A 25,492-nucleotide genomic window follows, 5' to 3' on the forward strand; every position below is an offset into this window, starting at 1 on the left:
GCAATGGATGGTCTCCTTAGAAAGGAGGTGATCCAGCCGCACCTTCCGATACGGCTACCTTGTTACGACTTCACCCCAGTCATCAACCCCACCTTAGGCGGTTTGCTCTCCGAAGAGTTACTTCCCCGACTTTGGGTGTTGCTAACTTCCGTGGTGTGACGGGCGGTGTGTACAAGGCCCGGGAACGTATTCACCGCAGTATGCTGACCTGCGATTACTAGCGATTCCGACTTCATGCAGGCGAGTTGCAGCCTGCAATCCGAACTGAGAGACACTTTCTGGGATTCGCTTCACCTCGCGGCTTCGCTGCCCTCTGTATGTCCCATTGTAGCACGTGTGTAGCCCAAATCATAAGGGGCATGATGACTTGACGTCGTCCCCACCTTCCTCCGGTTTGTCACCGGCAGTCTCGTATGAGTCCTCAACTTAATGGTAGCAACATACGATAGGGGTTGCGCTCGTTGCGGGACTTAACCCAACACCTCACGGCACGAGCTGACGACAGCCATGCACCACCTGTCTCCTTGTCCCGAAGGACTTCCTGCATTACACAGTAATTCAAGGGATGTCAAGATTTGGTAAGGTTCTTCGCGTTGCGTCGAATTAAACCACATGCTCCACCGCTTGTGCGGGCCCCCGTCAATTCCTTTGAGTTTCAATCTTGCGATCGTACTCCCCAGGCGGAGCACTTAATGCGTTAGCTGCGGCACAGAAGGGGTCGATACCTCCTACACCTAGTGCTCATCGTTTACGGCGTGGACTACCAGGGTATCTAATCCTGTTTGCTCCCCACGCTTTCGCGCCTCAGCGTCAGGTATGAGCCAGAAAGTCGCCTTCGCCACTGGTGTTCCTCCTAATATCTACGCATTTCACCGCTACACTAGGAATTCCACTTTCCTCTCTCATCCTCAAGTCATCCAGTTTCAAATGCAAGGCCGAGGTTGAGCCTCGGTTTTTCACATCTGACTTAAATAACCGCCTACGCGCCCTTTACGCCCAGTAATTCCGGACAACGCTCGCTCCCTACGTATTACCGCGGCTGCTGGCACGTAGTTAGCCGGAGCTTCCTCTATAGGTACCGTCATCTCATAGGCTATTAACCTATAAGCCTTCGTCCCACTTGACAGAACTTTACGACCCGAAAGCCTTCATCGTTCACGCGGCGTTGCTGCGTCAGGGTTTCCCCCATTGCGCAATATTCCCCACTGCTGCCTCCCGTAGGAGTCTGGGCCGTGTCTCAGTCCCAGTGTGGCCGTTCACCCTCTCAGGCCGGCTACCCATCGTCGCCTTGGTAAGCCATTACCTTACCAACTAGCTAATGGGACGCGGGCTCATCCTTTAGCGGGAGCTTCTATAGAGAGGCCTCCTTTCATTTTCCCAAGATGCCTTAGGAAAATCTCATCCGGTATTAGCACCAGTTTCCCGGTGTTATTCCAGTCTAAAGGGCAGATTGCCCACGTGTTACTCACCCGTCCGCTACTAACCATTCTTTTCTTCACCCGAAGGATTCAAAAAGGTGGTCCGTTCAACTTGCATGTGTTAAGCACGCCGCCAGCGTTCGTCCTGAGCCAGGATCAAACTCTCCATCAGATTTTATCTTCAGCGCCGAAACGCTTTAGTATCAGTTTGGAAGTCTAATTCGACTCGTTACTTTTACTCTTTACTCTTTCGAGTATAGTCTTGCTTTTTTTCGATTCATTAATTGAATCGGGCATGTATTTGTTATTCACTGTTCAGTTTTCAAAGACCAAATGTTTCGCACCGTGTTCGTGGCGCTTAATTAATATAGCATAGCAAGGTCATAGAGTCAACTTAAATCATTAAGTTTTCTTTCTTTTCTTTAAAAAGCAGTGCCACTGTACAGTGGCACTGTCTAAACTCCCTGCTTACTTAATTTTAGCAAACTTTCTCTTACCTACTTGGATTATCATTCCCTTAACTGGAATAATTTCCGCTTTTACATCTGTAACCTTTTCACCATCAATTTTCACCGCGCCCTGCATGGTCATTCTCCGACCATCCGATGTGGATGACACCAGGCCCAGTTCATTTAGAAGCTTAGCAATCCAGATGGCTTCTTTAGGTACCTCGATTTCCTGAATATCATCAGGAATCTGGTTTTTAGCAAATACATTCTTGAAATTCTCCTCGGCTGCATCTGCATCTTCTTTGCTGTGGAACATACCAATAATTTCTTTCGCCAAACGAATCTTATAATCTCTTGGATTCGCACCTTGTTCCATTTCTATTTCCATTTTCTTGATATCTTCAAGACTTACAGGAGTAACCAATTCGAAATAGCGCAAGATTAAGTCATCTGTGATACTCATCGTTTTTCCAAACATATCATTCGGTGCTTCATCAATGCCTATATAATTGCCCAAGGACTTGGACATCTTTTGAACGCCATCCAGCCCTTCTAAAATAGGCATGAAAAGTGCGATCTGAGGTTCTTGTCCATACTCCTTTTGCAATGTTCTACCCATCAAAATATTAAACTTCTGATCTGTTCCACCCAATTCCACATCTGCTTCTAAAGCTACCGAGTCATAGCCCTGCATCAAAGGATAGAAAAACTCATGGATACCAATAGCCTGTCCTGAACGGTAGCGCTTGGTGAAATCATCACGCTCTAGCATCCGAGCTACCGTGTACTTCGCAGAAAGCTCGATAACATCCGTAAATGTCAGTGCTGAAAGCCATTCACTATTAAATCTCATCTCCGTTTTATCTGGATCAAGGATACGGGTAATCTGATCCATATACGTTTTGGCATTATCCTGAACCTGTTGCTCAGTCAGTTGTTTTCTAGTTTCAGATTTGCCTGTTGGGTCACCAATTCTTCCTGTGAAATCACCAATAATGATTGTCACCTGGTGACCTAGATCCTGGAATTGACGCATTTTTTGCAAGACTACGGTATGGCCCAGATGGATATCCGGGGCCGTAGGATCCAAACCTAATTTAATCTTCAAAGGTTTGTTCGACTTAATCGATTTTTCAATCTTGCTTATCAACTCTTTTTCCGGGATGATTTCTATGGCTCCTCTTCTGATAATTTGTAACTGTCTCTCGACTTCTGCTTTGATATCCATATTTCCCCCTCTATCTCAATGGTTGGCACCGTTTGTACACCCATTTTTATACTATTCCATGAATTTTACCACATATTAGCAGGGGTGTGAACAATTTCCGGGTGAATCTCGTCCAATATATTAAGTTTGAAGGCCAAAGACTCGATTAATCTCCCTAAATCTGTAGTGTGGGCTATTTCTTACGGCTATAACTGCTACTATTAATTATAGAGGGGCAAAAACCGTAAAGTTGTCGAAGAACAATCTTTCTTTGGCAATGTATTTCCCCTTCTGCTATAATATCTAGGAGTCAACGATGGAACAATATGTTCCCAGGAGGATACTATGGATAAGAAGAAACCAATTAAGAAACATAGTGCGGTTTCAAAAAAAACGAATAATATGAAAGAAGATGACGTAAAGATCTATACAGGAAATGATGGTCATTCAGCGTCTGAGTCCCCCAAAAACAGGCAAGTGAGAAAAAAACCTACTAATAATAAGAGCAGGAAAAATAAGAAGCACAAAAAATCCAATCGTACTTGGGTAAAAGTGCTTAAGGTTATTTTCCTAGTTCTCGTCGTTGTAGGCCTCATCATTGCAGGTTTTATTACCCGGTATGTATTAACACTAGCTGATGACATCCCCGAATGGGATCAATCAGATATGACCGGAGATCTCACAACCACATTTTACGATGCTGATGGAAATGAAATTGCTGAACGGCATGGAGTCGAGAATCGCTTTCCAGTAGAGTTTGAACTAGTACCCGATGATTTGAAAAATGCCTTTATAGCAAATGAAGATTTATCTTTTTATGATCATATGGGCATCAGTCTAAAAGGTATTCTGCGTTCCGTGGTGGTAAATATTAAAGAACAACGGAAAGCACAAGGCGCTAGTACCATTACACAGTTATTAGCAAGAAACGCCCTGATTGATTCTGATACGCGCTACCAAAAAGATTGGGATCGAAAGATTAAGGAAATCATATTGGCTTTCCAAATTGAAAGTAGATATGAAAAGGATGAGATTTTCGAGCTTTTTCTAAACACCATCCCCTTTGGAGAAGGTGCCTATGGTGTGCAAGCTGCCGCCCAAACTTTCTTTGGCAAGGATGTTCAAGATTTAGATTTAGCCGAATGCGCATTGCTAGCAGGTTTGCCGCAAAGACCCTCTGGATATAATCCATTTGATTATCCTGATTCTGCTTTGGGTAGACGTTCACAAATTCTCCTTAATATGGAAATTAACGGTTTCATTACTACGGCCGAAAAGGATATGGCAAACAACGAGCCCTTGGATTTGGCTCCTGAGCCAACCAGCTACGTCGAAGGCCCCTATCTATTCTTTATCGACTATGCGATGGAAGAAGCAGAAACCATCTTGGAAGACATGGAACTTGACTCGGATATCTATCGCAATGGATATAAGATTTATACTACGATGAACAACTTAGCGCAAACCAATATGGAGGAACTCTTTTTAGACCCAGAGAATTTCCCAGAAGACATGAATGATAAGCAAGTACAAGCGGCAATGGTCATCATTGAACAAGAAACTGGGGAAATTCAAGCAATGATGGGTGGCAGAGAGTATATCTCCCAGCGAGGATTCAACCGTGCTGCTTCGCCTGAGATGAACCGTCAACCTGGTTCATCCATTAAACCAGTCGTTGTTTATGGTCCAGCTTTAGAATATGGTGGCATGTCATCTGGTACTGTAATTGATGATATTCCTGTTTCCATTCCGACTGAACAAGGCCCATATGAGCCGACCAACTACGATGGACGTTATCGCGGATTAATCACCATGCGGGAGGCAGTTCGAAATTCTGTCAATATACCAGCCGTCAAAATTCTGGATGAAATAGGAACGGTAACTGGTTACAATTTTGCTAAAAATCTAGGAATTCCTTTCGAGGAGAATGAGCAATATAACTTATCCATTGCTTTAGGTGGCATGAGTTACGGTTGTAATCCCTTAGAATTGGCCAGAGCCTATGGCGCTTTTGCGAATGAAGGTATTTTAGTAGACAGTTACTCCGTAGCACGCATTGAAACCAAGGATGGGTCTGTGATCTATGAAGCAAATCCACAGAAGAAAGTTGCAATGACTGAAGAGACGGCCTATATCATGAGCGATATGTTGCAGACTGTGGTTAATTATGGTACTGGTTACAATGCTAAGATACCCAACTGGCAAACTGCAGGTAAGACGGGTACCACGCAACTCCCCACATCTACACCAGCAGAAAGAGCCATGTTTGCCGGTCTTACCGGAAACAAGGATGCTTGGTTTGCAGGCTATACCAAAAAATACACATCAGTTGTTTGGATGGGTTTTGATAGCACCGACAAGGACCATTATTTGAAGAAAATTTATGGGGGAAAATATCCCGCATTGCTATTCCAAAAAGCTATGGCACCTTTGCATGAAGACTTGGCACCCATCAACTTTGAACGACCAAGCGATGTTATTTCAGTAGCAATTGATCAAAAGTCAGGTTTATTGCCTAGTGCTCTTACGCCAGCTGACTACATCATTCGGGAACTATTTACAAGAGAAAATGTTCCAACAGAAACATCTGATGCTTGGAAAGAAGCCATTGTTTGTACAGAGAGCCATATGTTGGGCACGTATCTTTGCCCCTCTGTTGAGACCAAGGTTTTCTTGAATCGCGACACTACCTATATGCCAACAGTACCTATTGGTAATATCCAAAGCGCACTCTCTCGGTATGGTGTCAGCAGTGTTGAAAACTTACCGGCAAATGTTATTGAGTCTTTAGTGAAAAATATCATTCCAGAAGATTACAGTCTGATGGCACCAACAGAATATTGTTCTATACATTATGGTGCAGTAGACCAGAACCCAGCATTGCCAGGTGAAGACTTAGTTGAACCGACACAGCCGAGCACGCCGACAGTTAATCCGATTTACTGGGAATACTTCCCAACACAATACAGGCCTAGTAATTACTCGGTACCAAAAGAACCTTCCGATTCAGAAGAACCTTTTGATCCCATGCAACCGCCTGAAGAAGAAATAGAAGAAATTGTTCCAGACCAAGAAAATGACGAAATTATCGAAGGTTCGGATCAAAATTCTGGCATCAATATCTTCAAGAATGTACGTATCCGCGGTACTATTGCAGGAGCCAAATTGGAATGGGATTTGGATAAGGATTATCAAGATGATGATTGGGAATTTGTGGTTTGGAAACAAGCTGACAACGACCTCGACCCATATATCTTGGCAACTACATCCGTTAGGGAACTTCAAGATAGTGAGGTAGAAGCAGAGCATACTTACTATTACTTGATACAAGCTACTAGAGATGGTGATAGCACAGTTTATTCTTCCACAACGTACAAAATTATATATTAAGTCATATAAAAAAAGCCGCGTTCTCTTTTATAGGAGAACGCGGCTTTTTCTTTTGCAATAACTCTTCATCCTGAAAATCCAGAAATTAATTTACTTTTAGGCCCAACACAGTTTCATCTATTTATTACTCAAATACGCTATCGTAACTCCACTTCCACCAGCATTTTGTTCAGCCATTTCATACTTTTGAATACTCCTGTGCTCCTTCAAGTACTCCGTTGTAAATCGCTGTAAGGCTCCCGTTCCTTTTCCGTGTATAATACGCACATTAGATAGACCAGCCAATATCGCATCATCTAGATACTTTTCAAGTACCTCATACGCTTCATCACTGGTACAACCTCGAATATCAATCTCTGGAGAAATGTACTTGCTCTTTTCACTTCGCATGCGAGCTTGGTTAATTCTTTCAGGCTTTACCTCCATCGAGCTTGTCTTTTGTAGATCATCCACTGAAACACTGGTTTTCATAATACCTATTTGGACTTGTACTTCCCCTTTATTATTGGGCAAAGTCAACACATTGCCCTTCTGTCCTAGGCTCAGCACCTGCACCGTATCTCCAAGCTTTAATTTTGTATTTGACCCTGATCTAGTTGCCCTATAAGATTCTTTTTTATCAGACCAAACACTTTTCTTGTTTTTCAGTTTGTCTCTAGCTTGGTTGGCTGCATTCATCTGGGCTTCTCTAGAATTCTGCTTCATGCCAATCTTTAATTCCTTGATTAACTCTTCTGCATCCCGTTTCGCCTGTACTAAGACCATTTCCGCTTCTTCGTATGCCTTCTCCATGGTGACTCGATGCTTTTCTTCATAAGTACGTTCTTGATTTTCCAATTCTGATCGCAAACGTTCCACTTCCAAAGTCAATAACTCAGTCTTTTCAGCCATTTCATGAGCCTGTTTGCGCTTTTCCTCTAAGTCTTGAATCATCTGTGAAATTTCTAACTCTTCTTCAGAAATATATTCCTTTGCTCTGTTGATAATATTCTGCTCTAATCCGAGTTGCTTCGCCACCATAAGTGCATTACTCAAACCTGGTGTCCCCATAAGTAGCTTATAGGTCGGCTGCAAGGTCTCGGTATTAAATTCCACAGAGGCATTGATTACACCCTCATGCTTATAAGCAAATGCCTTAAGCTCACCATAATGAGTGGTTGCCATAATTCTAGCCCCTTTCTCATTAAAATATTCTAACAAGCTAGATGCAAGAGCAGCTCCCTCTGTGGGATCAGTCCCCGCCCCAAGCTCATCCAAAAGGACTAGGGATTGTTCGGTAACCTGGTTGATAATCCTAATAATGTTGGTCATATGCGATGAATAAGTACTAAGTGACTGTTCTATGCTTTGTTCATCACCAATATCCGCATAAATATAGTCAAATAACGCCACATCTGAATCCGTATCACAGGGTAAGTCTAATCCCATCTCGGCCATAAGGATCAACAAGCCCAAGGTCTTTAGAACAATAGTCTTCCCCCCGGTGTTGGGACCAGTAATTACAACACAACGTGATTCTTCCGTTAGCATAATATCGTTGGGTACAACATGCCCTTGAATTAGGGGATGTCGCGCTTGTTTTAAATGTACAAAGCCAGTTTGGTTTAGCCTAGGAGACGTCGCATCCATCTCCTTTGAAAGTCGTGCTCGAGCAAAGATAAAATCCAATTCACCAATAATTCGTATGTTGCTTGCTAGAATCTTGGCAGAATCTGCAATTTCTCTACTCATTTCCCTTAGAATTCGGCGGATTTCTTCTTGCTCATCCAATTCATTTTGCTTTAACTCATTATTAAGCTCGACCGCAAAGTTTGGTTCAAGATAAAGAGTAGAGCCCGTTGCGGATTGGTCATGAATGATGCCCGGAATTTTTCCTCGGTGCTCAGCCTTGAGTGGTACCACATATCTATTGTTCCGTATGGTAACCAACTGGTCTTGTAGAAGCTTTTTGCCTGAATCAGAATGTACCAAATCTTCCATTCTGCTTTTAATTCTTGCCGCAATGGTAATTTGAGATCTTCTAAGAGCATGTAGCTTCTTGCTAGCCTTATCTAATATTCGACCATCGTTGTCTACCGTTTGCACAAGCCTATCTTTTAAAGATAGAAATGATTGAAGATGGGAAACCCACTCATCAAGGCATTCATATTCTGAATATACATTCTTCGCTGCTAGAACTTCTTCGTTGAGTAGTAAAAAATCCTTGATATCGCTCAGTTCTATTACATCTAGAACTCCACCGCTTTGCGTTCTTTTCAAATGCTCCCTAATATCATGAAAACGCAATACTGGCACTGGATATCCGAGACGTAATATATCAACAGCCTCTTTATTTTCACGGTAGCGTTCCTTTAAAATATCTAAATCACGAATTGGTTCTAGTTCTTCCACTAGTTCCTGGGATAAAGCATTATTACAAAGCCTCCATAATTTTTCTAGAATTTTATCCAATTCCAAGGTTCTAGCATCTTTTCCAATCATGTCCTTCAATTGTTATTCCACCTCACGATAATAATGGCCTTTGGTAAGTCCGTAAGGACTTATCTCATCTAGTTCCTTTTTAACCTGGCTGGCATCTAGTCTATTGCTGTTCATAACTTTCCGATAACTTTTACAGATTACTTGGATATCATCTTCTGTTCTTTCACGTAGCAGCAAACGAACTCGACTAATCGGACCTGCTAATAAACTGTGTACTTCTTCAATTGCACAGAGTTCTCTAGCATTCAAGACTTGCATGGTACAATCTTGCTGCAGTAGTAAGGGGAAAATATAATTCTTTCTATCCTTGAAACTGTATCTTCCCTGCTTGCAAGGCATTTTACAATGATGCCCATGTTTGTCACCAGCAACAGCACCTACTACGCAATGTTCACTAGTCATTAACGGCATACTGCCATGTACGACCGCTTCTAATAGCATTTCGCCACGCATTTCTAACATCTCGCTAAGACTCAATTCTGGCGATATACAGACACCGGCTAACTTTCTGTTAGACAACTCGCGTAGTGCTAGATTATTCATCACATTCAAGGCATAGTCTCCATAGATTGGTCCTAGTGACTCTGATTCGAGTAACTCAATTGCTCCTATACTAGGTGCAATAAAACCAGCACAATTCCCTTTCAGCTTTTTAAGGTTCTTTACTAGGGCAGCAATCTCGGATTCCCGAATAATGCGCGGGAGAATATATAGCGCTCTTTTTTTGTCTTCTTCATTCAATAATGCCGGATTTAGCTCTATGCTAGTTCGAACACGGTTCATATGAATATATACCAAATCAGCTCCCGCACCTAGTGCTGCTCTAGCCTGGTATTCATCATCTACTTCTGCTACTAATTTCTCCGCTTCCTTGCTGCTGGTTATTTTAGAACTGAGTTCCTTCTCAATATGCTCAAGTTCAAGTTCTGAATAGACATCTTTAACCTGATGCCCTCGTTCAAGCTCGTCCGTAAGATTTCTGCGCAAGGCATTCAGCTGACTAATAGGAATCATAAGATTAGCTCCAAGATCTATATGAAGTTCATCCAGGCGATACCTGGTATTCCCAAACCGCATCTTTTTCCTAATTATTTCTTCATCCAGTGGGTGCTGTCTTGCTTCCTGTAAATTTTGTTCCGTTTCTCCAGACACTGTCTCGCCTGATTCAGTTTGTATGCGCATTGATAACGGCTTATCTAAGCTACCAGAAATCCACACTTCTACCTTTTCATAGATTGATAAGTCCTGGTTTTCATAACTACTCTTAGCCTTCTGGTTCAAAGATATATCACTCGTCTTGAATACTCGGTCTCCTGGAAATACACGTCCACCAAATCCCACATTCACGGTGGTATCCTTTAGAGCCTCTTCCACAGATTGTCCCTCTTGCTCAAGCGAGGTTATCTCAAAACCTTTTCTACCACCCTTGCTCACCCATATTTCCACGCCATCTCCAACTCTCAAATCTTCTTTGAGTCGGATTGCAAACCCATTTTCAGTAGCACGGTCGATACGTCCCAACTGTAATCCCCTATTGTTGGGGCGTTTGTAGCTCATCAGCTCCTGTCCAGGGTTGGTATGCATGTATCCATGGGTGAACTCACGATTAAATATCTGTTTTAGTTCTGTTTCCACCTGAATCGAACGCGCATCATCTAAAGCAGAATCTACTGCGTCTAAACGTTCTCGATAGGCACGGACCACGGTAGCTACATATTCGGGCCGTTTCATGCGGCCTTCAATTTTCAAGGATACTGCGCCTGCCTCAATTAGTTCCGGCAATATATCCCATGTATTCAAATCCTTGGGGCTTAACAAATGTTCCCCAATCTCACCATTCAGTTCCTTGTTAGAAGAATCTAACAGGGTGTAGGTCAGACGACATGGCTGAGCACAGCGGCCCCGATTTCCACTCCGTCCGCCAATCATGCTACTCATTAAACATTGACCAGAATAACAGATGCACATGGCACCATGAATAAATACCTCTAAAGCCATTCCAGTTTTCGCCATCGATTTAATATCTGAAATACTGTTTTCTCTAGCAACTACAACTTTTTCAACATTCAACTTTTTCAAATACTCTATACCAAGAGTATTATTAACCGTCAACTGAGTACTAGAGTGCAGGGCCAAACCCTGAAAATAGCGATTTACCAACCAAAAAATGCCTAAATCCTGCACAATTATGGCATCTACATTTGCTTTCACTAAATCATTTAAGGCCTGCAATAATTGGGATAATTCTTGATTTTTAACCAATGTATTTAAAGTAATATATACCTTCACATCATGTGCATGGGCAAACTCCACTACCTGACCTAGTTCTTCCATGCTGAAGTTTGTTGCATTTTGTCTAGCATTAAAGCCTTGGCTTCCCAAATAAACAGCATCCGCACCACTGCGCACAGCAGCAAAGAATGACTCTAGGTTTCCAGCCGGAGCCAATAATTCAATATTTCTCACATTCATATCCTCCAAGTTCCAGATACCATTCTATCCATTCCAACGCATTAAGGCAAATATAAACAAGAACGGTACCACATTGTGGTCCGTTCTCGTTTATTTCACTCGTATTCTGAAATGGTGCGCTGCCCTTCAATCTCCTCTTCATGGTCGATACAAGGATCAGTACAGTTTCCCAGTAAAGTCAACAATTCTTCATATTTATCTTGAATTTTCATCCTCTCGTCCAGAATAGTCAACGCCGCAAGAACGGCTACCTTGACTTCCATGATGTTTGGATTCCCACCAGAGATTTCTCTCATCTTGCCGTCAAGCATATGCGCTAGATGATTGATGTGTTGCACAGTCTCATCCGTTCGCACTAGGTAGTCACGATCATAAATGGTAACAGGAATTCTCCTCACATTTCCGCTGACTCGTTCCATAGGTTCCTCCATTCTTATCTCAGTTTAGCCCCCAATTTTTCTTCTAGACTTTTCTGAATAGATTGATGAATCTCAGCCACTTCCTCATCAGTCAGCGTTTTTTCGCTATCCTGGTAGGTCAGGTTGTAGGCCAAGGACTTATAACCATCCTCTATCTGCTCTCCATTATATACATCAAAGAGACGATAGTCCACTAGCTTGTCATTGGAAGCATCTTCAATAACTTGCATTATTTCTGAATCAAGCACTTCTTTTTGGATGGTAAACGCGATGTCCCTATTGGAAGAAGGATACTTAGGCAATTCTTTATAGCTTGTCACATTCGCTATCGATCCAACAAATCCGTCAAGACTCAGTTCCATGACGTATGTGCGTTCCTTAATGGCATAATTTTCCAACACTTGTGGATGAACTTCGCCCAAAATACCCACATTCTCGCCTTTAACCATAATGGAAGCGCATCGGCCAGGATGAAAAATACCATCATCCTTCTGGGGAACAAAAGAAACCTTGTCGATACCCAGATTTTCCAACAATGATTCCGTAATTCCTTTCAAATAGAAGAAATCTACTTCTTCCGAATAGCCATACCAATTTTTGATTCGTTCACCAGTCACAAGACAGGCTACACGGCGTTTTTCTTTGGGTAATTCATCTTTTTTGTATTGCTCAAATACCTTACCCACTTCGTATATTTGGAGATTCTTCTGATTTTTTCGTATATTGTTTTTAGCAATATTCAAGATACCTGGTAGTAGCGATACTCTCATTACGCTCTGCGCTTCTGATAGAGGATTCAAAATATGTACTGATGAATCCAACCATTCTTCATGCTGTAACTTGATATATTCTTTAGGGTTAATGAAGGCATAGGTAATAATTTCGGAAAGCCCCAAACCATACAAAATATCTTTTACCCGTCCGGTCAGTGTGATTTCCGGTTTTTGTCTCTTGGTATTCGTCGCAGAAACTGGTAATGTAGTTGGAATCTTATCGTAACCATAGATTCTAGCTACTTCCTCGATTAAATCCACATGTCTTGTAATGTCCATGCGATAGAAGGGAATATCAATCTTAGCTCTTTCAGAACCAGGTACTTTAATTACATCAAATCCCAAACGCTCAAAATAGGAGTACATGTCTGAGGCACTAATATTGGTACCCAACGTTGAATTGACCCTGCTAGGCTCCAGTTCAATAATGTGTTTTTCTTGTTTGATTGGATAGCTATCTATGACACCTGGTACAGCTGTTCCAGCCTGCATCTGTTCAACCAAATCTACTGCTCGATTTATTGCATACATCGAGATTTCCGGTGGAACCCCTCTTTCAAAACGACTGGATGCTTCCGATCTAAGTCCCAATTTACGGCTGGTATTACGCACGTGAGCATAATGAAAATGAGCACTTTCAAATAAAATATTCACAGTATTCTCATCTACTTCAGAATTTTTACCACCCATTACACCTGCAATGGCAACCGGTTTCTTAGCATCTGTGATCAGAATCATATCTGGCTCTAGCACTCTGTCTACGCCATCTAAGGTAGTCATCTTTTCACCATCACGCGCTGCTCGAACTACTATTTTTCCTTCTTCCAACTTATCGTAGTCGAAAGCATGTAGAGGCTGCCCTGTTTCCAACATAACATAGTTGGTAATATCAACGATATTGTTAATGGGTCTCATCCCACTAGCGCGTAGAACTTTTTGCATCCAAAGTGGTGACGGACCAATTGAAATATTCTTTACGATACGAGCAATATAGCGGTTGCATAGTTCAGGATTCTCTATTTCTACAGAAGCATACTCTGCAGCAGCCGTATCGTCTGAGGTATCATTTACCTCTGGTATCATAACCTTTTCTTTGTACATCATGCCCAATTCTCGAGCAACATTAAGCATGCCCAAACAATCTGACCTGTTTGGTGTAATACCCAATTCAAAGGTGACATCGTCAAATCCAATGGCCTCTTTTAAGTCCATCCCTATTTCCCAGTCATCCGGTAGAGTCCAAATGCCTTCTCTTTCTGACTCAGAAAGCAAGGCTGAATCAATCTCAAGTTCCTGTGCAGAACAGAGCATACCAAATGATTCTAACCCTTTCAGCTTGGCTTTTTTAATTTTAAAGCCCCCGGGTAGTACTGCACCCACCTTCGCAACAGGAGTTTTCATACCGGCTGTGCAGTTTGCAGCACCGCATATGATCTGCAGTAGTTCTCCTTCGCCTACATCTACCTTACAAAGCGATAAACGGTCAGCATTAGGATGTTTTATGCGGTCCACGACCTTTCCAACCACAACACCGGAAAATGAGGCTGACAGGTCGTCAACGCCTTCCACTTCAATGCCTGCTTGGGTCAGTCCAACATCAATTTCATCCGTTGTAAATGTTCGATCTATATATTGTTTTAACCAATTCTTGGTTGCTTTCATGTCCGTCCTCCTCTAAAACTGTTCCAAGAAACGAATGTCGTTCTCAAATAACAGCCGCATATCATCAATACCGTATTTCAACATGGCAATCCGATCTATTCCCACACCGAAAGCAAATCCAGTAACCTTCTTGCTGTCATATCCAGCCATCTCCAGCACATGAGGATGAACCATACCACTACCAAGAATCTCAATCCATCCGGTTTGTTTGCATAAACGGCATCCTTCGCCATTACAGAATAAGCACGATACATCCACCTCTGCACTTGGTTCAGTAAATGGGAAATAGCTAGGACGCAAGCGTATTTCTCTGTCCTCCCCGAACATCTGCTTGATGAATTCTAGCAAGGTACCCCGTAAATCTGCAAAGGTGATGTTCTCGTCTACTATCAGCCCTTCTACCTGGTGAAACATTGGAGAATGGGTAGCATCATCATCGCGGCGGAACACACGTCCTGGAGCAATAATTTTAACAGGGAGTTGTGGACTTAGCTCGTCCATCACTCTCGCCTGCACCGGACTAGTATGGGTCCTTAAGACGATGTCCTCAGAAATATAAAATGTATCTTGCATTTCTCTAGCTGGATGATTCTTCGGAATGTTCAGACGTTCAAAATTATAGTAATCTGTTTCTACTTCTGGTCCTTCTTCTACCGTGTAACCCATCTGTGAAAATATCTCTTTTATGCGTTCTTCAACTAATGTTACCGGATGTTTATTTCCCAACTTCATCTTTTTACCCGGAAGGGTAACATCAATTGTTTCGCCATTCAGTTTTTGCTCCATCGCCTTTTTAGACAAGGCCTTGCTGCTTCTGTCGAATGACGCACCTAATTCATCACGTATAACATTCGCCAGTTGACCAATGGCTGGGCGTTCTTCCGAACTAAGCTTGCCCATGCCACGAAGGACCTGAGTCAACTTACCTTTTTTACCCAGGAACTGCACCTGAATATCCTTTAATTCTTCTAATGAAGTCGCTTTTTCAATCGCCAGTTTCGCGTTTTCACGAATTTCATTCAACTGATCTCTCATGAGATTCCTCCTTTTAATATAAAAAGCCCTCCATCCCCAAGGGACGGAAGGTTACATTCCGCGGTACCACCCAAATTGACACTAAGTCCACTCACTTCCGATAACGGCGGATGCCGGCTCCCCTACTCTATTTCAGTTCGCAACTCCCAGGTGAATTTCTTGGCCAATCCGCTATGGGATTTGCAGCCAAGATCCCACTCTCTTACAACGGTCTTATTCCAATACTTATCCCGATCAAAGTTATTCTTATTAATATCGTAAAATTATATCATATCTAATTATTTTCATCAATCAGTCTTTCTTTTACGTACTGATTCATACACTAGGAGTGCGGCTGCCACGGATACATTAAGCGATTCGCTACCTCCAGGCATTGGTATCCGTACCAGTTGACCTGCACCATTTATTAGGGCCCTATCCGGTCCATTGCCTTCGTTGCCGACAATCAGTGCCTGTGGTCCTTCTTTTTTCAAACTAAATAGGTCTACTGTTCCATCTACATCAGCGCAGACCACTTCCACTCCCAGCTCTTGTAGCCGATCCAATAAGACACTATACTCATTAGAATAATATATCCTGCATTTGAAAAATCCCCCTGCAGAAGACCGCAATACTTTAGGATTATACAAATCCACTGTCCCCTTGGTGAGCACAATATCTAGGATGCCAGCAGCCACGCTAGTCCTTAGAATCGTTCCCAAATTTCCAGGATCTTGGACTTGGTCTATGATTAGTAAATCCCCTGTACCAGCGTATTCCTTCATATCGTGTTTGGGTATACGACCTGCAAAAAAAAGATCTTGCGAAGTTACGGTCTCACACAATGCATCAAACATATTCGTTTCTAGGATTCGAACAGTTTCTTGCTTTTCCCCGAGCAATCCAGGTAACTCCTCAATCACAGGAGAATTTTCACGGACATACAAGACGACCGGAGCAATTCCAGCTAATAAAGCTTCACGAATTGGTTTTTCTCCCTCTAAAATGAAAAGGCCTTGTTTATCACGGCCTCTTCTAGTTTTACATTTCATTATTTGCTTGTATTCTTCGTTGCTCTTCGAGCGAATAACGGTATACACTAACTTTTATCTCCAAATCCCTTCAGACCTTTTATGGTTCCCACGATTACTGCGGTATCCATATCTTGAAATACAGTCTCTGCACCGGGACTATGAATTAGCTCATTATTTCTCTTGACGGCAATTACAGTAATCCCATATTTCGATCTCAGGTTTAAGTCCAACAAACTCTTACCGATGAATCGTTCTGGTATAGCCACTTCCTCAATACCATAGTCCTTATCCAATGACATATAATCCAATACATTCGGCGCAGCTAAAGAATGGGCCACCTTGACACCCATCTCACGTTCTGGAAAAATAATGCGGTCTGCACCAATTTTTTCCAACACTTTTGCATGCAAGGCGCTAATGGCTTTAACCACTACCGTTTTAACACCCATTTCCTTTAGAATTAATGTGGCCAATATACTAGCCTGGATATCTTCTCCTATGGATACTACTGCAACTTCAAAATTACGAATCCCTAAAGCCTTTAATGCATCTTCGTCAGTAGCATCAGCATATACAGCATGAGATACTACTTCAGATATTTCTTGTACTTTGGCTTCTGAAGCATCAATAGCCAATACACTATGTCCGAGGTCTACTAATTCTCTAGCCAAGCTAGAACCAAAACGCCCTAACCCAATTACCACAAATTCTCTCATATTATCCATCCTTTGAATCAAGTTAAACATATCATAACACAATGGATTCTAGCCTTCAATGTTAGAAGAATAATGAAAAAAGGATGAACCCTAGGGTTCATCCTTTCTAATTACGCGTTTAGACCTTCTTTAGCTACAGAAACCAAGCCTTTAAAAGCTTCTTGGTCATTTACTGCCAAATCAGCCAATACTTTTCGGTTGATTTCAACGCCTGATACCTTCAAACCATTGATAAATCTGCTGTAGGACATGCCTTCCATCCTAGTTGCAGCATTGATTCTCTGAATCCACAGTTTTCTGAAATCGCCTTTTTTCTTTTTCCTATGAGCATATGAATATGCTAAGGATTTCATAACCTGCTGATTCGCTGGTCTGAAAATCTTTGACTTCATGCCAAAGTAACCTTTAGCTTGTTTTAGTATTTTTTTATGACGACGACGGGCAGTTACCCCTCTTTTCACTCTTGCCATGTGCTTTTCCTCCTAAATTTTTCTAGCTGTAGGGCAGAAGCTTCTCTACGCGTTTCTGCTCAGTCGCATTCAGTACACTAACTTTTCTCAATCCACGCTTCCGTTTAGGGCTTTTGTGCTCCAAAATATGACTAGTAAAAGCATGGCCTCTTTTAAATTTTCCACTACCGGTCTTCTTGAAACGTTTTGCTGCGCCTCTGTGGCTTTTCATTTTTGGCATAGTCTTTCCTCCTTTAGCTATCTATTCTTCAATCTTAGGTATAGCTTCAGTTTCAGCTTCTATTGTAGCTTCAGTTTCAGCTTCTATTTCAACTTTCTGATCTACTTTTTCTTGAGACTTCAAATATGATTCCAATTCTTTTTCGGGAAGCGGATTTAGAATCATAATCATGTTTCTTCCTTCCGCTTTGGGCATTTTCTCAATTGTTGAGAATGCGTCCATCTGTTTTGCCAATTTTAAACAAATTTCGCGTCCCATCTCCGGGTGACTTCTTTCCCTGCCTCTGAACATAATGGTAACCTTCAGTTTGTTGCCGGCCAACAAAAATTTCTTGGCATTCTTGGCCTTTACCTGAAAATCATGTTCTTCAATCTTGATTCTGAATTTAACTTCTTTAACGACAATTGTTTTTTGCTTTTTGCGTGCTTCCTTTTGTCTCTTCAATTTGTCGTATTTGAATTTCCCGTAATCCATCACCTTGCAAACTGGTGGCTTGGCCTGGGGAGCTATCTCAACCAAATCAAGACCTGCTTCTCTGGCAATCTCTTTTGCCTTGTTCAACGGTACGATGTCGAACGCTTCACCTTCAGGTCCAATCAGTCTGACTTCTTTCGCGCGAATCATATCATTGATTCTTTCATTTTTAGCTATGGGAATTCACCTCCGTGGTTTAATAAAAAAAGCGGATGAAAAATCATCCGCGTCATAACAAAATCATTCAGATTACTCTGAGTACAGATTGTCAGTAACCAAACAAGCGCTAGCTGTATGGTGAGAAACGGACGTTTCTTCTTGCCTTATCTTTATTGAGGATAACAGAAAACATTCACTTCGTCAACCATTATCTTTTGTTTGCAATCTCGTCTAAGATGTTTGTTGCAAACTGCTCAACGCTAAGCACTTCTTGTTTTCCTCCAGCTCTAGGTCGAACCGCCACCGTGTTGTTTTCCATCTCTTGGTCACCAACTACCAGCATGTAGGGGATTTTTTGTACTTGTGCTTCCCGAATCTTATAACCAATCTTTTCATTCCGAACATCCAGTTCTGCTCGGATGCCGTTTTTCTTTAGTTCTGCTACGACATTTTGACAATATTCTAGATTGTTTTCTGAAATAGATAACACTCTAGCCTGTACAGGTGCCAACCAGGTTGGGAATGCGCCGGCATAATGTTCTATCAAGATTCCAATAAAGCGTTCAACTGAGCCGAAAATAGCCCTATGAATCATAGCGGGACGATGTTTGTTTCCGTCCTCTCCAATATAGTTAATATCAAATTTTTCAGGCATTTGGAAATCAAGTTGAATGGTTCCACACTGCCACGTACGGCCGATAGAATCTTCTAAATGGAAATCGATCTTAGGACCATAGAATGCTCCATCGCCTTCATTAATAACATACGGAAGTTTTAAATCTTCAAGAGCTTGTCTCAAATCATCTGTTGCTTTGTCCCAAAGGGCAATATCTCCCATCGCTTTTTCCGGTCTAGTCGATAACTCAATATTATAGGAGAAACCAAACACCTTGTATATTTCATCAATCATCTCAATTACTTTTTTTATTTCATCCGTAATCTGTGAGTAGAGCATAAAGATATGAGCATCATCTTGCGTAAAAGCACGTACTCGCATCAAGCCGTGGAGAACACCAGATTTTTCATGACGGTGTACCAAGCCCATCTCAGCATAACGGATAGGCAATTCACGGTAAGAATGCTGGGCATACTTATAGGCAAGCATACAACCCGGGCAGTTCATCGGCTTTATCGAATAATCTACATCGTCAATCTGAGTAAAGTACATATTCTCTTTGTAATGATCCCAATGGCCTGATTGTTCCCACAAAGAACGGTTCAGAATAATGGGAGTCTTAATTTCTTCATATTCCCACTTGCGATATTCATCACGCATAAAATCTTCCAACTCATTTCTGAGAATCATTCCTTTGGGCAAAAAGATAGGGAAACCAGGACCTTCTTCTTCAATAGTGAACAGGTCCAATTCTTTGCCTAATCGTCTATGGTCCCGTTTTTTGGCTTCGTCCAAACGTTTTAAATAATCATCCAACTGACTCTTTTTGGGGAAAGATGTGCCATAGATTCTCTGCAACATCTTATTCTTTTCATCACCCCTCCAATAAGCGCCCGCCAAATTCATCAACTTAATGGCTTTTAGTTTGCCAGTTGAAGGCAAATGTGGTCCTCTGCAAAGGTCCGTGAATGATCCTTGGGTATACATCGTGATAACAGAATCTTCTGGTAGTGCCTCAATCAATTCCACTTTATACTGTTCATTTTTCTCTTTGAAAAAGCTGAGCGCTTCCTCACGGCTAACTTCTTTGCGCTCAAATTGGTAATCTTCCTTGATGATTCTTTCTACTTCTTTTTCAATCTTTTCCAAATCTTCCGGCGTAAACTTGTGCTCTGTATCAAAGTCATAATAAAATCCATCTTTGATAGCCGGGCCAATGCCAAACTTAACATCTGGAAATAAATTCTGAACCGCTTGAGCCATTATGTGAGCTGAAGAATGTCGGTAAGCATCCAAGCCTTCTTCGGAAGCGAAGTCCAAGATTTCCAATTCTCCATCCTCAGTGAGAGGACGCCCCAAATCAATCAGCTCTCCGTTAAACTTTGCCACTAAGGCAAATTTGGCCAATTTTTTACTGATATTTTCCGCCACCTGATATGCGGTCGTTCCCTTCTCAATTTCCAGGACCTTTCCGTCCTTCAGCGTAATATTTAACATATTTCCTCCTCCATAAAAAAAATGGCACTCGTCTAGAGACGCAGTGCCGTGGTTCCACTCTAATTTGAAAGCAAATGCTTTCCTTAAATCCTTAACGCGGATGCTACGCCAGAGCCTACATATCGGTCTGGAACTCCCGGGTGGTCTTCAATTGAGCATATTCTAGGGATTTCCAGCCTAGCTCCCCTCTCTACTAAGAATACATCTCATCTACTGTCCCGTTCACAGTCTTTCTTCATATGAGCACAGTATATTAAAAAGCCATGCATAAGTCAACTCCAATAGTAACGAAATCGTCAAAGAACTCTTAGTTTTCTCGCGGGAAGAGTCCCAAGGCGCATCCTTGTTCTACTACATAAGCCAACAACTACCCAACTGCCTCCAATAGCAAACAACGATCATTCACTACGGCTGCAGGATGCGTATTTTTATCAAAACATCCTACCCACTTTTATTTATCCAATATCAGGCAGGCTATCTAATTGAGCCTATAGGTCACATAATTCTTGTATTCAATTTTATGAATATCTTGATTTTCATTCATCAAAGCCAGTATTTTTTCTGGGTCCTCGGAGCCTCTCGTCTTCAGAAACGTGCGAATTTCATACTGATTCATTGGGTGACGCCTGATGATGCTTTGTATTGCCTCAAAGTCATCTTCAATATCGCTACAAAATCCTTCCGAGGTCAACTCATTGATGGCAATACCACCAAGTATTTCTACCGCCCGAGTTACCCGTTCAATGTCCGGTTCTTCGACAAAGCTTTCTGCTGGTGGTCTAACGGGTGTATTTATATACAATCGGTCATAGCTAACACCCTCTAGATACTTGCCTAGAGCAAATAGATCTTCGTCACGGTCATTTACTCCCTTTATCATCATCGTTTCCAGCCACAGCTGACCTTTATACGATTTGGAAAATTCCTGAATACCAGCCAAATGACTCTCAATACTTAAATGCCTGCATGGTCGGTTTATGTATTTATATTGTTTCTCCGTAACTGCATCTACTGAAGGCAACACGATATCTGCACAAGACAATTCTTCACGCATTTCGTTATGACATAGTAAAGAACCGTTGGTAATTACAGCAACCGGTTTTTCCGTTCGTTTTTGAATGGCGCGAATCAATTCTCCTAGCCGTAGATAAAGAGTTGGTTCACCTTCTCCTACGATGGTTACAACGTCAAAGGATCTAGGTGTAGCTAAAAAATGATCCAGTTCTGACTCCATATCTTCCAAGGGAAAATATTCTTCTCTGACATCCGTTAATTTCCGGGTTCGGCCCAACTGACAATAGATACACGATTGAGTACAATGATTGTCTGGAATAGGGCTCACACCCAATGATAATCCGAGTCTCCTTGATGGAACGGGTCCGTATATATATCGATATTTATACATAATCTTTCCTCCCATTTCACTGTACGCTTTAACAGTCTCAATGGCAAGAGTGTCCATGTCAATCCAAAAAGTGTATCCCTACAAAACTACAAACCTGTTGCATCTAAAACTTCACCAATTTTTCCCCGGATAATCATCGTCGCCCACTGGTCCATACCCGTCGCCTCCAAATTGATAAACACTAGATTTTTACCTGTAAAGTATTGCACTAAGCCTCTGGCTGGATTTACTTCAAGTGACGTGCCTCCCACCAGCATGGTATCTGCTAGACTAATTTTTCGAATGGCATCCTGGAGAAGTTCGCTATCTAACCCTTCCTCATAGAGAACCACATCTGGACGAATAATGCCACCACATACATTGCAACGTGGGACTTCTTTTTCAGTATTTATTATATAATCTAATTCATACTCTTTATTACAGTCGATACAATAATTGCGATACATATTGCCATGAATATCGTAGACTAACTTTGAGCCTGCCAATTCATGTAGACCATCAATATTTTGGGTAATAATTAAGGAAACATGGTTGTCTGCTTCAAGATTTGCCAAAACTTCATGTGCGCGGTTGGGCTTTGCTTCCTTGTGAATTAGCTTCCCTTTATAATACCGGTAAAAGATATCCGGATGCTTCATAAAGAAGCTATGAGATAAGATTGTTGCCCCTGAATAGAATTCACCCGAATCCTGATTGTACAGCCCACTAGCTGATCGGTAATCAGGTATGCCGGACTCTGTGCTAACACCAGCTCCACCCAAAAATACCAATCGCTCACTATTTACCAATATTTCTCTAAGCGTTTCAATTTGTTGTTTCCATTCGGTTTCCATAATTCTATGCCTCGATTCCAAAATACCCAAACAAATCCTGATAATGCTCCGGATTAAAGTCGGCCTTTAGAAGAGCCACTATATCCAGACTCTGATTAACAACAAAAATACCGACCTCCGTCGGTTTGGATAGAACGTCCATAATCAAAAGCTGAGCTTTTCGTTCATCGCCTTGCACATTGGTTTCAAAATGCAAGGTGCCAGCATCACAGGCCACTATAAAGGAAATAATCAGATCTTTTCCAATCTTATATTTATTTTCCTCAAGATAGAGTGTACCACGAATCTCAGGAATCCCCTCATGGGCCCAAAGATACTCTTCTACCAAATCATCACCAATCACTAGCATGGCAATCTTTCTTCCATCCGGTCCATCAATCACAGTTGGTGTCATGCTGTTCAACAGGTATTGCTTCCGTCGAGGGAATAACCGCTCGACTAATTCATTCATTAACTCTTTATTTTTGACATTTTCCATGTTTCGCTGCTTGTACTCCTTCCTTAGCCAGCACATCGGCCATTTCATTCCACTTATTGCCACTATGCGCTTGTACTTTCACAAATAAAATCTGTATTTTTCGTCTAACCTTCTTCATGTATTCATGATAGGCTGCCGTGTGTATATTGTTTCGTTTCCATTCTCCAGTAGCCCAGGACTCAATTCCCTGATAATCAAAATATAGGGATACAGAATGGTATCCCAAATCATACACTCGTTTCAATCCCTCAACGGCTCCTAACATTTCTCCCGAAACGTTGCGAAGGGCTACTGCGTCTTTTTTGTCCCCGAAGCCAGAAAAAGATTCAATCACTTCTCCATGGCGTACCAATACGCAGCCATAGCCATAGGCATCAATTCCTTCTTGGAAACTACCATCCACATAAAGATCAACTTCCGTTTCCTTAGGCCTATTGTAAATCAAATCCTCTTTATCTTCTAACAAAGCCAGTTGAATCCCACCCGCTAATTCTGTGTGTTTCTTAGCAAAAGACACTGGGTCTGTTCCGTCTTTCATCGCCAAATAAGCTAGAGCCGCTTCCTTGGTCTTAAAGCTCTTGTATTGCGCTCCTGGAAAGTTATGGATCTTTTCTTTGCACAAATTCCAGTCATCAAGTATAGCTGGAACCGGCGGTTGCCCTTTGTATACGGCATAATATTTTTTTTGTTTCATCTTTCCTCCATAAAAAGAGAAGACCATAAGTTATAACCTATAGTCCTTCTTCTATGTTGCTATCTAATATAGTATCATTCAAAACGTTCAAGTCTTTTTGTATTGAATCAAAGTCTTTCAGAATATCAACAAACACGTCTACTATTTCTGCATCAAACTGAGTCCCTCGCCCACCTTTAAGCTGCTCAATCGCAGTCCCTAGGTCGAGCTTCGAGCGGTATTGCCGGTCAGACATCATCGCATCAAAAGCATCTGCTACGGATATTATTTTGGCATAGTAGGGTATTTCATCTCCTGTAAGACCTTCTGGATATCCATTCCCATCAATTCGTTCATGATGGCATTTAACGATTGGTACCACTTCTTTAAACATGGATACCGCAGACAAGATATGTGCTCCTTTTAGAGGATGCTTCTTGATCTCATCAAACTCGTCTTTGCTAAGTCGTTCTGCTTTAGACAAGATATCATCGGCTGTACCGATTTTCCCCACGTCATGAAAGAGGCCTGCTATTTTCAGTTTTTCCAATTCTTCTTCAGCAAGTCCGATTTTGGTCCCCAATTTTTTGGCGTAATAGGCAACCCGATCTGAGTGACCTCGTGTATATATATCTTTCGCATCTACAACTAAGCGTAATGCTACAATAGTATCCATGTACCTGGTCTTTAATTCATCATACGTTCTATTCAGTTCATCATTCTTCATATTCACCATGCTATGTAAAAAAGCGTTGCTCAATGAAGAAGCAGCCTGACTGGCATAAATTTTCAGCAAACTTACACCATCTGTTGTATGAAACAAATCATCTTTGATGATTTCTACATAAATAACCCCGATAGATTCCAAATACTCATTAAATAGAGGTAAAATTACCCCACCATTGATGATTTCAACTTCATTGTTTGTCCGAGCATGACCAATATTGGCCATTAATTCCGGACTAAGCATATCCATGAAATCTGTAATCTCTGCTTTGTATTTACCAATGCCTCGGAATATACTGCGGTGTTCTGCCTCTAACTTATTTTCTTCTGTAATATCATCTACTAGTATAAAGGCATCTTCACTATTCACGAGCGGCATGATTTCCTGCAATATTTCTTCTAGAATATTCCCCAATGGTTGCAGTTGATAAATCTTGGGTACCGCCAATAGGATTTTATTAAGACCCTCTTGGAATTTTTTAATGGTCTTAAGCATATCAATTGACTTAATTCCTGATTCAACCAATAAAATCAGTTGGTCAAACTTGTCGCTCTTCTCACAGTATCCCTGTATTGCTAAGGACTTAATGGTTTCCAACGGTGGAGCCAATTCTCTATGTCCAGTTAGGAGGAGAATGTATATCTCGCGGTCGTATTCTCGTATTTGTCTTACAACCTCATCTCCATGCAAAGGAAACATCAAATAGTCTAGAATCATCAAGTCAAAATGCTCATTTTTTATTCTTTCAATTGCTCTCAACGGGTCCGTCTCGCCAGTAAAATCATACCCATTTCGTCGAAGCACGACCTCAAGAGAGTCAATAATCCCTTGTTCGTCGTCTACTGCGATAATTTTATAATCCGAATATGGAGTGATTTTACGTTTCCTCATAGATTGCCCCGTCC

At 41.7% G+C, this 25,492-nt stretch carries 18 protein-coding genes, 1 rRNA gene and 3 other annotated features; of the genes, 1 reads left to right on the forward strand and 18 read right to left on the reverse strand.

The window, feature by feature from the left end; translation table 11 throughout:
• Nucleotides 1-20: 20 nt before the first annotated feature.
• Nucleotides 21-1,590 (reverse strand): 16S ribosomal RNA (locus JR334_05315).
• 296 nt (nucleotides 1,591-1,886) lie between these two features.
• Nucleotides 1,887-3,095 (reverse strand): tyrosine--tRNA ligase, encoded by a 1,209-nt coding sequence (locus JR334_05320; protein ID QRN86626.1) that lies wholly within the window; start codon nucleotides 3,093-3,095, stop codon nucleotides 1,887-1,889.
• 324 nt (nucleotides 3,096-3,419) lie between these two features.
• Here JR334_05320 and JR334_05325 point away from each other — a divergent pair, with 324 nt between their 5' ends.
• Entirely contained in the window at nucleotides 3,420-6,464 is a 3,045-nt protein-coding gene (locus JR334_05325; protein ID QRN86627.1) for a PBP1A family penicillin-binding protein, read from the forward strand.
• Nucleotides 6,465-6,581: 117 nt separating this feature from the next.
• Here the strand turns inward: JR334_05325 and JR334_05330 are convergent, their stop codons facing one another.
• From JR334_05330 to JR334_05405, 16 genes are all read right to left on the reverse strand, one after another.
• Nucleotides 6,582-8,945, reverse strand: coding sequence for an endonuclease MutS2 (locus JR334_05330; GenBank protein ID QRN86628.1), 2,364 nt, complete (start codon nucleotides 8,943-8,945; stop codon nucleotides 6,582-6,584).
• Nucleotides 8,946-8,957: 12 nt separating this feature from the next.
• On the reverse strand, nucleotides 8,958-11,411 hold the full coding sequence (locus tag JR334_05335) for a U32 family peptidase (GenBank protein QRN86629.1): 2,454 nt from the start codon (nucleotides 11,409-11,411) through the stop codon (nucleotides 8,958-8,960).
• A gap of 101 nt (nucleotides 11,412-11,512) precedes the next feature.
• A complete protein-coding gene (zapA, locus tag JR334_05340; GenBank protein ID QRN86630.1) occupies nucleotides 11,513-11,836 on the reverse strand; it encodes a cell division protein ZapA in 324 nt (107 codons plus the stop codon).
• Between the two features lie 14 nt (nucleotides 11,837-11,850).
• Complete coding sequence (locus JR334_05345; protein QRN86631.1) at nucleotides 11,851-14,271, reverse strand: phenylalanine--tRNA ligase subunit beta; 2,421 nt, start codon at nucleotides 14,269-14,271, stop codon at nucleotides 11,851-11,853.
• Nucleotides 14,272-14,283: 12 nt separating this feature from the next.
• The gene (pheS, locus tag JR334_05350; protein QRN86632.1) at nucleotides 14,284-15,306 is read right to left on the reverse strand and encodes a phenylalanine--tRNA ligase subunit alpha; all 1,023 of its coding nucleotides are present in this window, start codon (nucleotides 15,304-15,306) and stop codon (nucleotides 14,284-14,286) included.
• 36 nt (nucleotides 15,307-15,342) lie between these two features.
• Nucleotides 15,343-15,553, reverse strand: a binding site (T-box leader).
• Between the two features lie 40 nt (nucleotides 15,554-15,593).
• Nucleotides 15,594-16,337: an RNA methyltransferase gene (locus tag JR334_05355; GenBank protein QRN86633.1), complete on the reverse strand. Its 744-nt coding sequence runs from the start codon at nucleotides 16,335-16,337 to the stop codon at nucleotides 15,594-15,596.
• A 47-nt stretch (nucleotides 16,338-16,384) separates the two neighbouring features.
• Nucleotides 16,385-17,044: a TrkA family potassium uptake protein gene (locus tag JR334_05360; protein ID QRN86863.1), complete on the reverse strand. Its 660-nt coding sequence runs from the start codon at nucleotides 17,042-17,044 to the stop codon at nucleotides 16,385-16,387.
• A gap of 101 nt (nucleotides 17,045-17,145) precedes the next feature.
• Nucleotides 17,146-17,505 (reverse strand): 50S ribosomal protein L20, encoded by a 360-nt coding sequence (gene rplT, locus JR334_05365; protein ID QRN86634.1) that lies wholly within the window; start codon nucleotides 17,503-17,505, stop codon nucleotides 17,146-17,148.
• A gap of 22 nt (nucleotides 17,506-17,527) precedes the next feature.
• Nucleotides 17,528-17,725 (reverse strand): 50S ribosomal protein L35, encoded by a 198-nt coding sequence (rpmI, locus tag JR334_05370; protein ID QRN86635.1) that lies wholly within the window; start codon nucleotides 17,723-17,725, stop codon nucleotides 17,528-17,530.
• A 21-nt stretch (nucleotides 17,726-17,746) separates the two neighbouring features.
• A complete protein-coding gene (locus JR334_05375) occupies nucleotides 17,747-18,349 on the reverse strand; it encodes a translation initiation factor IF-3 (GenBank protein ID QRN86636.1) in 603 nt (200 codons plus the stop codon).
• Nucleotides 18,350-18,393: 44 nt separating this feature from the next.
• Nucleotides 18,394-18,525: a sequence feature (ribosomal protein L20 leader region), on the reverse strand.
• A gap of 41 nt (nucleotides 18,526-18,566) precedes the next feature.
• Nucleotides 18,567-20,471: a threonine--tRNA ligase gene (gene thrS, locus JR334_05380; protein QRN86637.1), complete on the reverse strand. Its 1,905-nt coding sequence runs from the start codon at nucleotides 20,469-20,471 to the stop codon at nucleotides 18,567-18,569.
• A 31-nt stretch (nucleotides 20,472-20,502) separates the two neighbouring features.
• Nucleotides 20,503-20,706: a binding site (T-box leader), on the reverse strand.
• Nucleotides 20,707-20,949: 243 nt separating this feature from the next.
• A complete protein-coding gene (locus tag JR334_05385; protein ID QRN86638.1) occupies nucleotides 20,950-21,876 on the reverse strand; it encodes a radical SAM protein in 927 nt (308 codons plus the stop codon).
• Between the two features lie 86 nt (nucleotides 21,877-21,962).
• Nucleotides 21,963-22,709, reverse strand: coding sequence for an NAD-dependent protein deacylase (locus JR334_05390; GenBank protein ID QRN86639.1), 747 nt, complete (start codon nucleotides 22,707-22,709; stop codon nucleotides 21,963-21,965).
• A 4-nt stretch (nucleotides 22,710-22,713) separates the two neighbouring features.
• Nucleotides 22,714-23,187 (reverse strand): hypothetical protein, encoded by a 474-nt coding sequence (locus JR334_05395; protein QRN86640.1) that lies wholly within the window; start codon nucleotides 23,185-23,187, stop codon nucleotides 22,714-22,716.
• Nucleotides 23,168-23,881 carry a ribonuclease H family protein gene (locus JR334_05400; protein QRN86641.1) on the reverse strand — a complete coding sequence of 238 codons (714 nt, stop codon included), beginning with the start codon at nucleotides 23,879-23,881 and terminating at the stop codon, nucleotides 23,168-23,170. Before JR334_05400 ends, JR334_05395 begins: the two co-directional genes overlap by 20 nt.
• 37 nt (nucleotides 23,882-23,918) lie before the next feature.
• The gene (locus JR334_05405; protein ID QRN86642.1) at nucleotides 23,919-25,478 is read right to left on the reverse strand and encodes a DUF3369 domain-containing protein; all 1,560 of its coding nucleotides are present in this window, start codon (nucleotides 25,476-25,478) and stop codon (nucleotides 23,919-23,921) included.
• Nucleotides 25,479-25,492: the final 14 nt, after the last annotated feature.

The sequence above is a fragment of the Clostridia bacterium genome (assembly GCA_016887505.1).
Classification (GTDB): domain Bacteria; phylum Bacillota; class TC1; order TC1; family UBA5767; genus UBA5767.

Coding starts and splice junctions, on each gene's coding strand:
- JR334_05320 (QRN86626.1), bottom strand. CDS start 3,095: ATGGATATCAAAGCAGAAGTCGAGAGACAGTTACAAATTATCAGAAGA.
- JR334_05325 (QRN86627.1), top strand. CDS start 3,420: ATGGATAAGAAGAAACCAATTAAGAAACATAGTGCGGTTTCAAAAAAA.
- JR334_05330 (QRN86628.1), bottom strand. CDS start 8,945: ATGATTGGAAAAGATGCTAGAACCTTGGAATTGGATAAAATTCTAGAA.
- zapA (QRN86630.1), bottom strand. CDS start 11,836: ATGGAACGAGTCAGCGGAAATGTGAGGAGAATTCCTGTTACCATTTAT.
- JR334_05345 (QRN86631.1), bottom strand. CDS start 14,271: ATGAAAGCAACCAAGAATTGGTTAAAACAATATATAGATCGAACATTT.
- pheS (QRN86632.1), bottom strand. CDS start 15,306: ATGAGAGATCAGTTGAATGAAATTCGTGAAAACGCGAAACTGGCGATT.
- JR334_05355 (QRN86633.1), bottom strand. CDS start 16,337: ATGAAATGTAAAACTAGAAGAGGCCGTGATAAACAAGGCCTTTTCATT.
- JR334_05360 (QRN86863.1), bottom strand. CDS start 17,044: ATGGATAATATGAGAGAATTTGTGGTAATTGGGTTAGGGCGTTTTGGT.
- rplT (QRN86634.1), bottom strand. CDS start 17,505: ATGGCAAGAGTGAAAAGAGGGGTAACTGCCCGTCGTCGTCATAAAAAA.
- rpmI (QRN86635.1), bottom strand. CDS start 17,725: ATGCCAAAAATGAAAAGCCACAGAGGCGCAGCAAAACGTTTCAAGAAG.
- JR334_05375 (QRN86636.1), bottom strand. CDS start 18,349: ATGATTCGCGCGAAAGAAGTCAGACTGATTGGACCTGAAGGTGAAGCG.
- thrS (QRN86637.1), bottom strand. CDS start 20,471: ATGTTAAATATTACGCTGAAGGACGGAAAGGTCCTGGAAATTGAGAAG.
- JR334_05385 (QRN86638.1), bottom strand. CDS start 21,876: ATGTATAAATATCGATATATATACGGACCCGTTCCATCAAGGAGACTC.
- JR334_05390 (QRN86639.1), bottom strand. CDS start 22,709: ATGGAAACCGAATGGAAACAACAAATTGAAACGCTTAGAGAAATATTG.
- JR334_05395 (QRN86640.1), bottom strand. CDS start 23,187: ATGGAAAATGTCAAAAATAAAGAGTTAATGAATGAATTAGTCGAGCGG.
- JR334_05400 (QRN86641.1), bottom strand. CDS start 23,881: ATGAAACAAAAAAAATATTATGCCGTATACAAAGGGCAACCGCCGGTT.
- JR334_05405 (QRN86642.1), bottom strand. CDS start 25,478: ATGAGGAAACGTAAAATCACTCCATATTCGGATTATAAAATTATCGCA.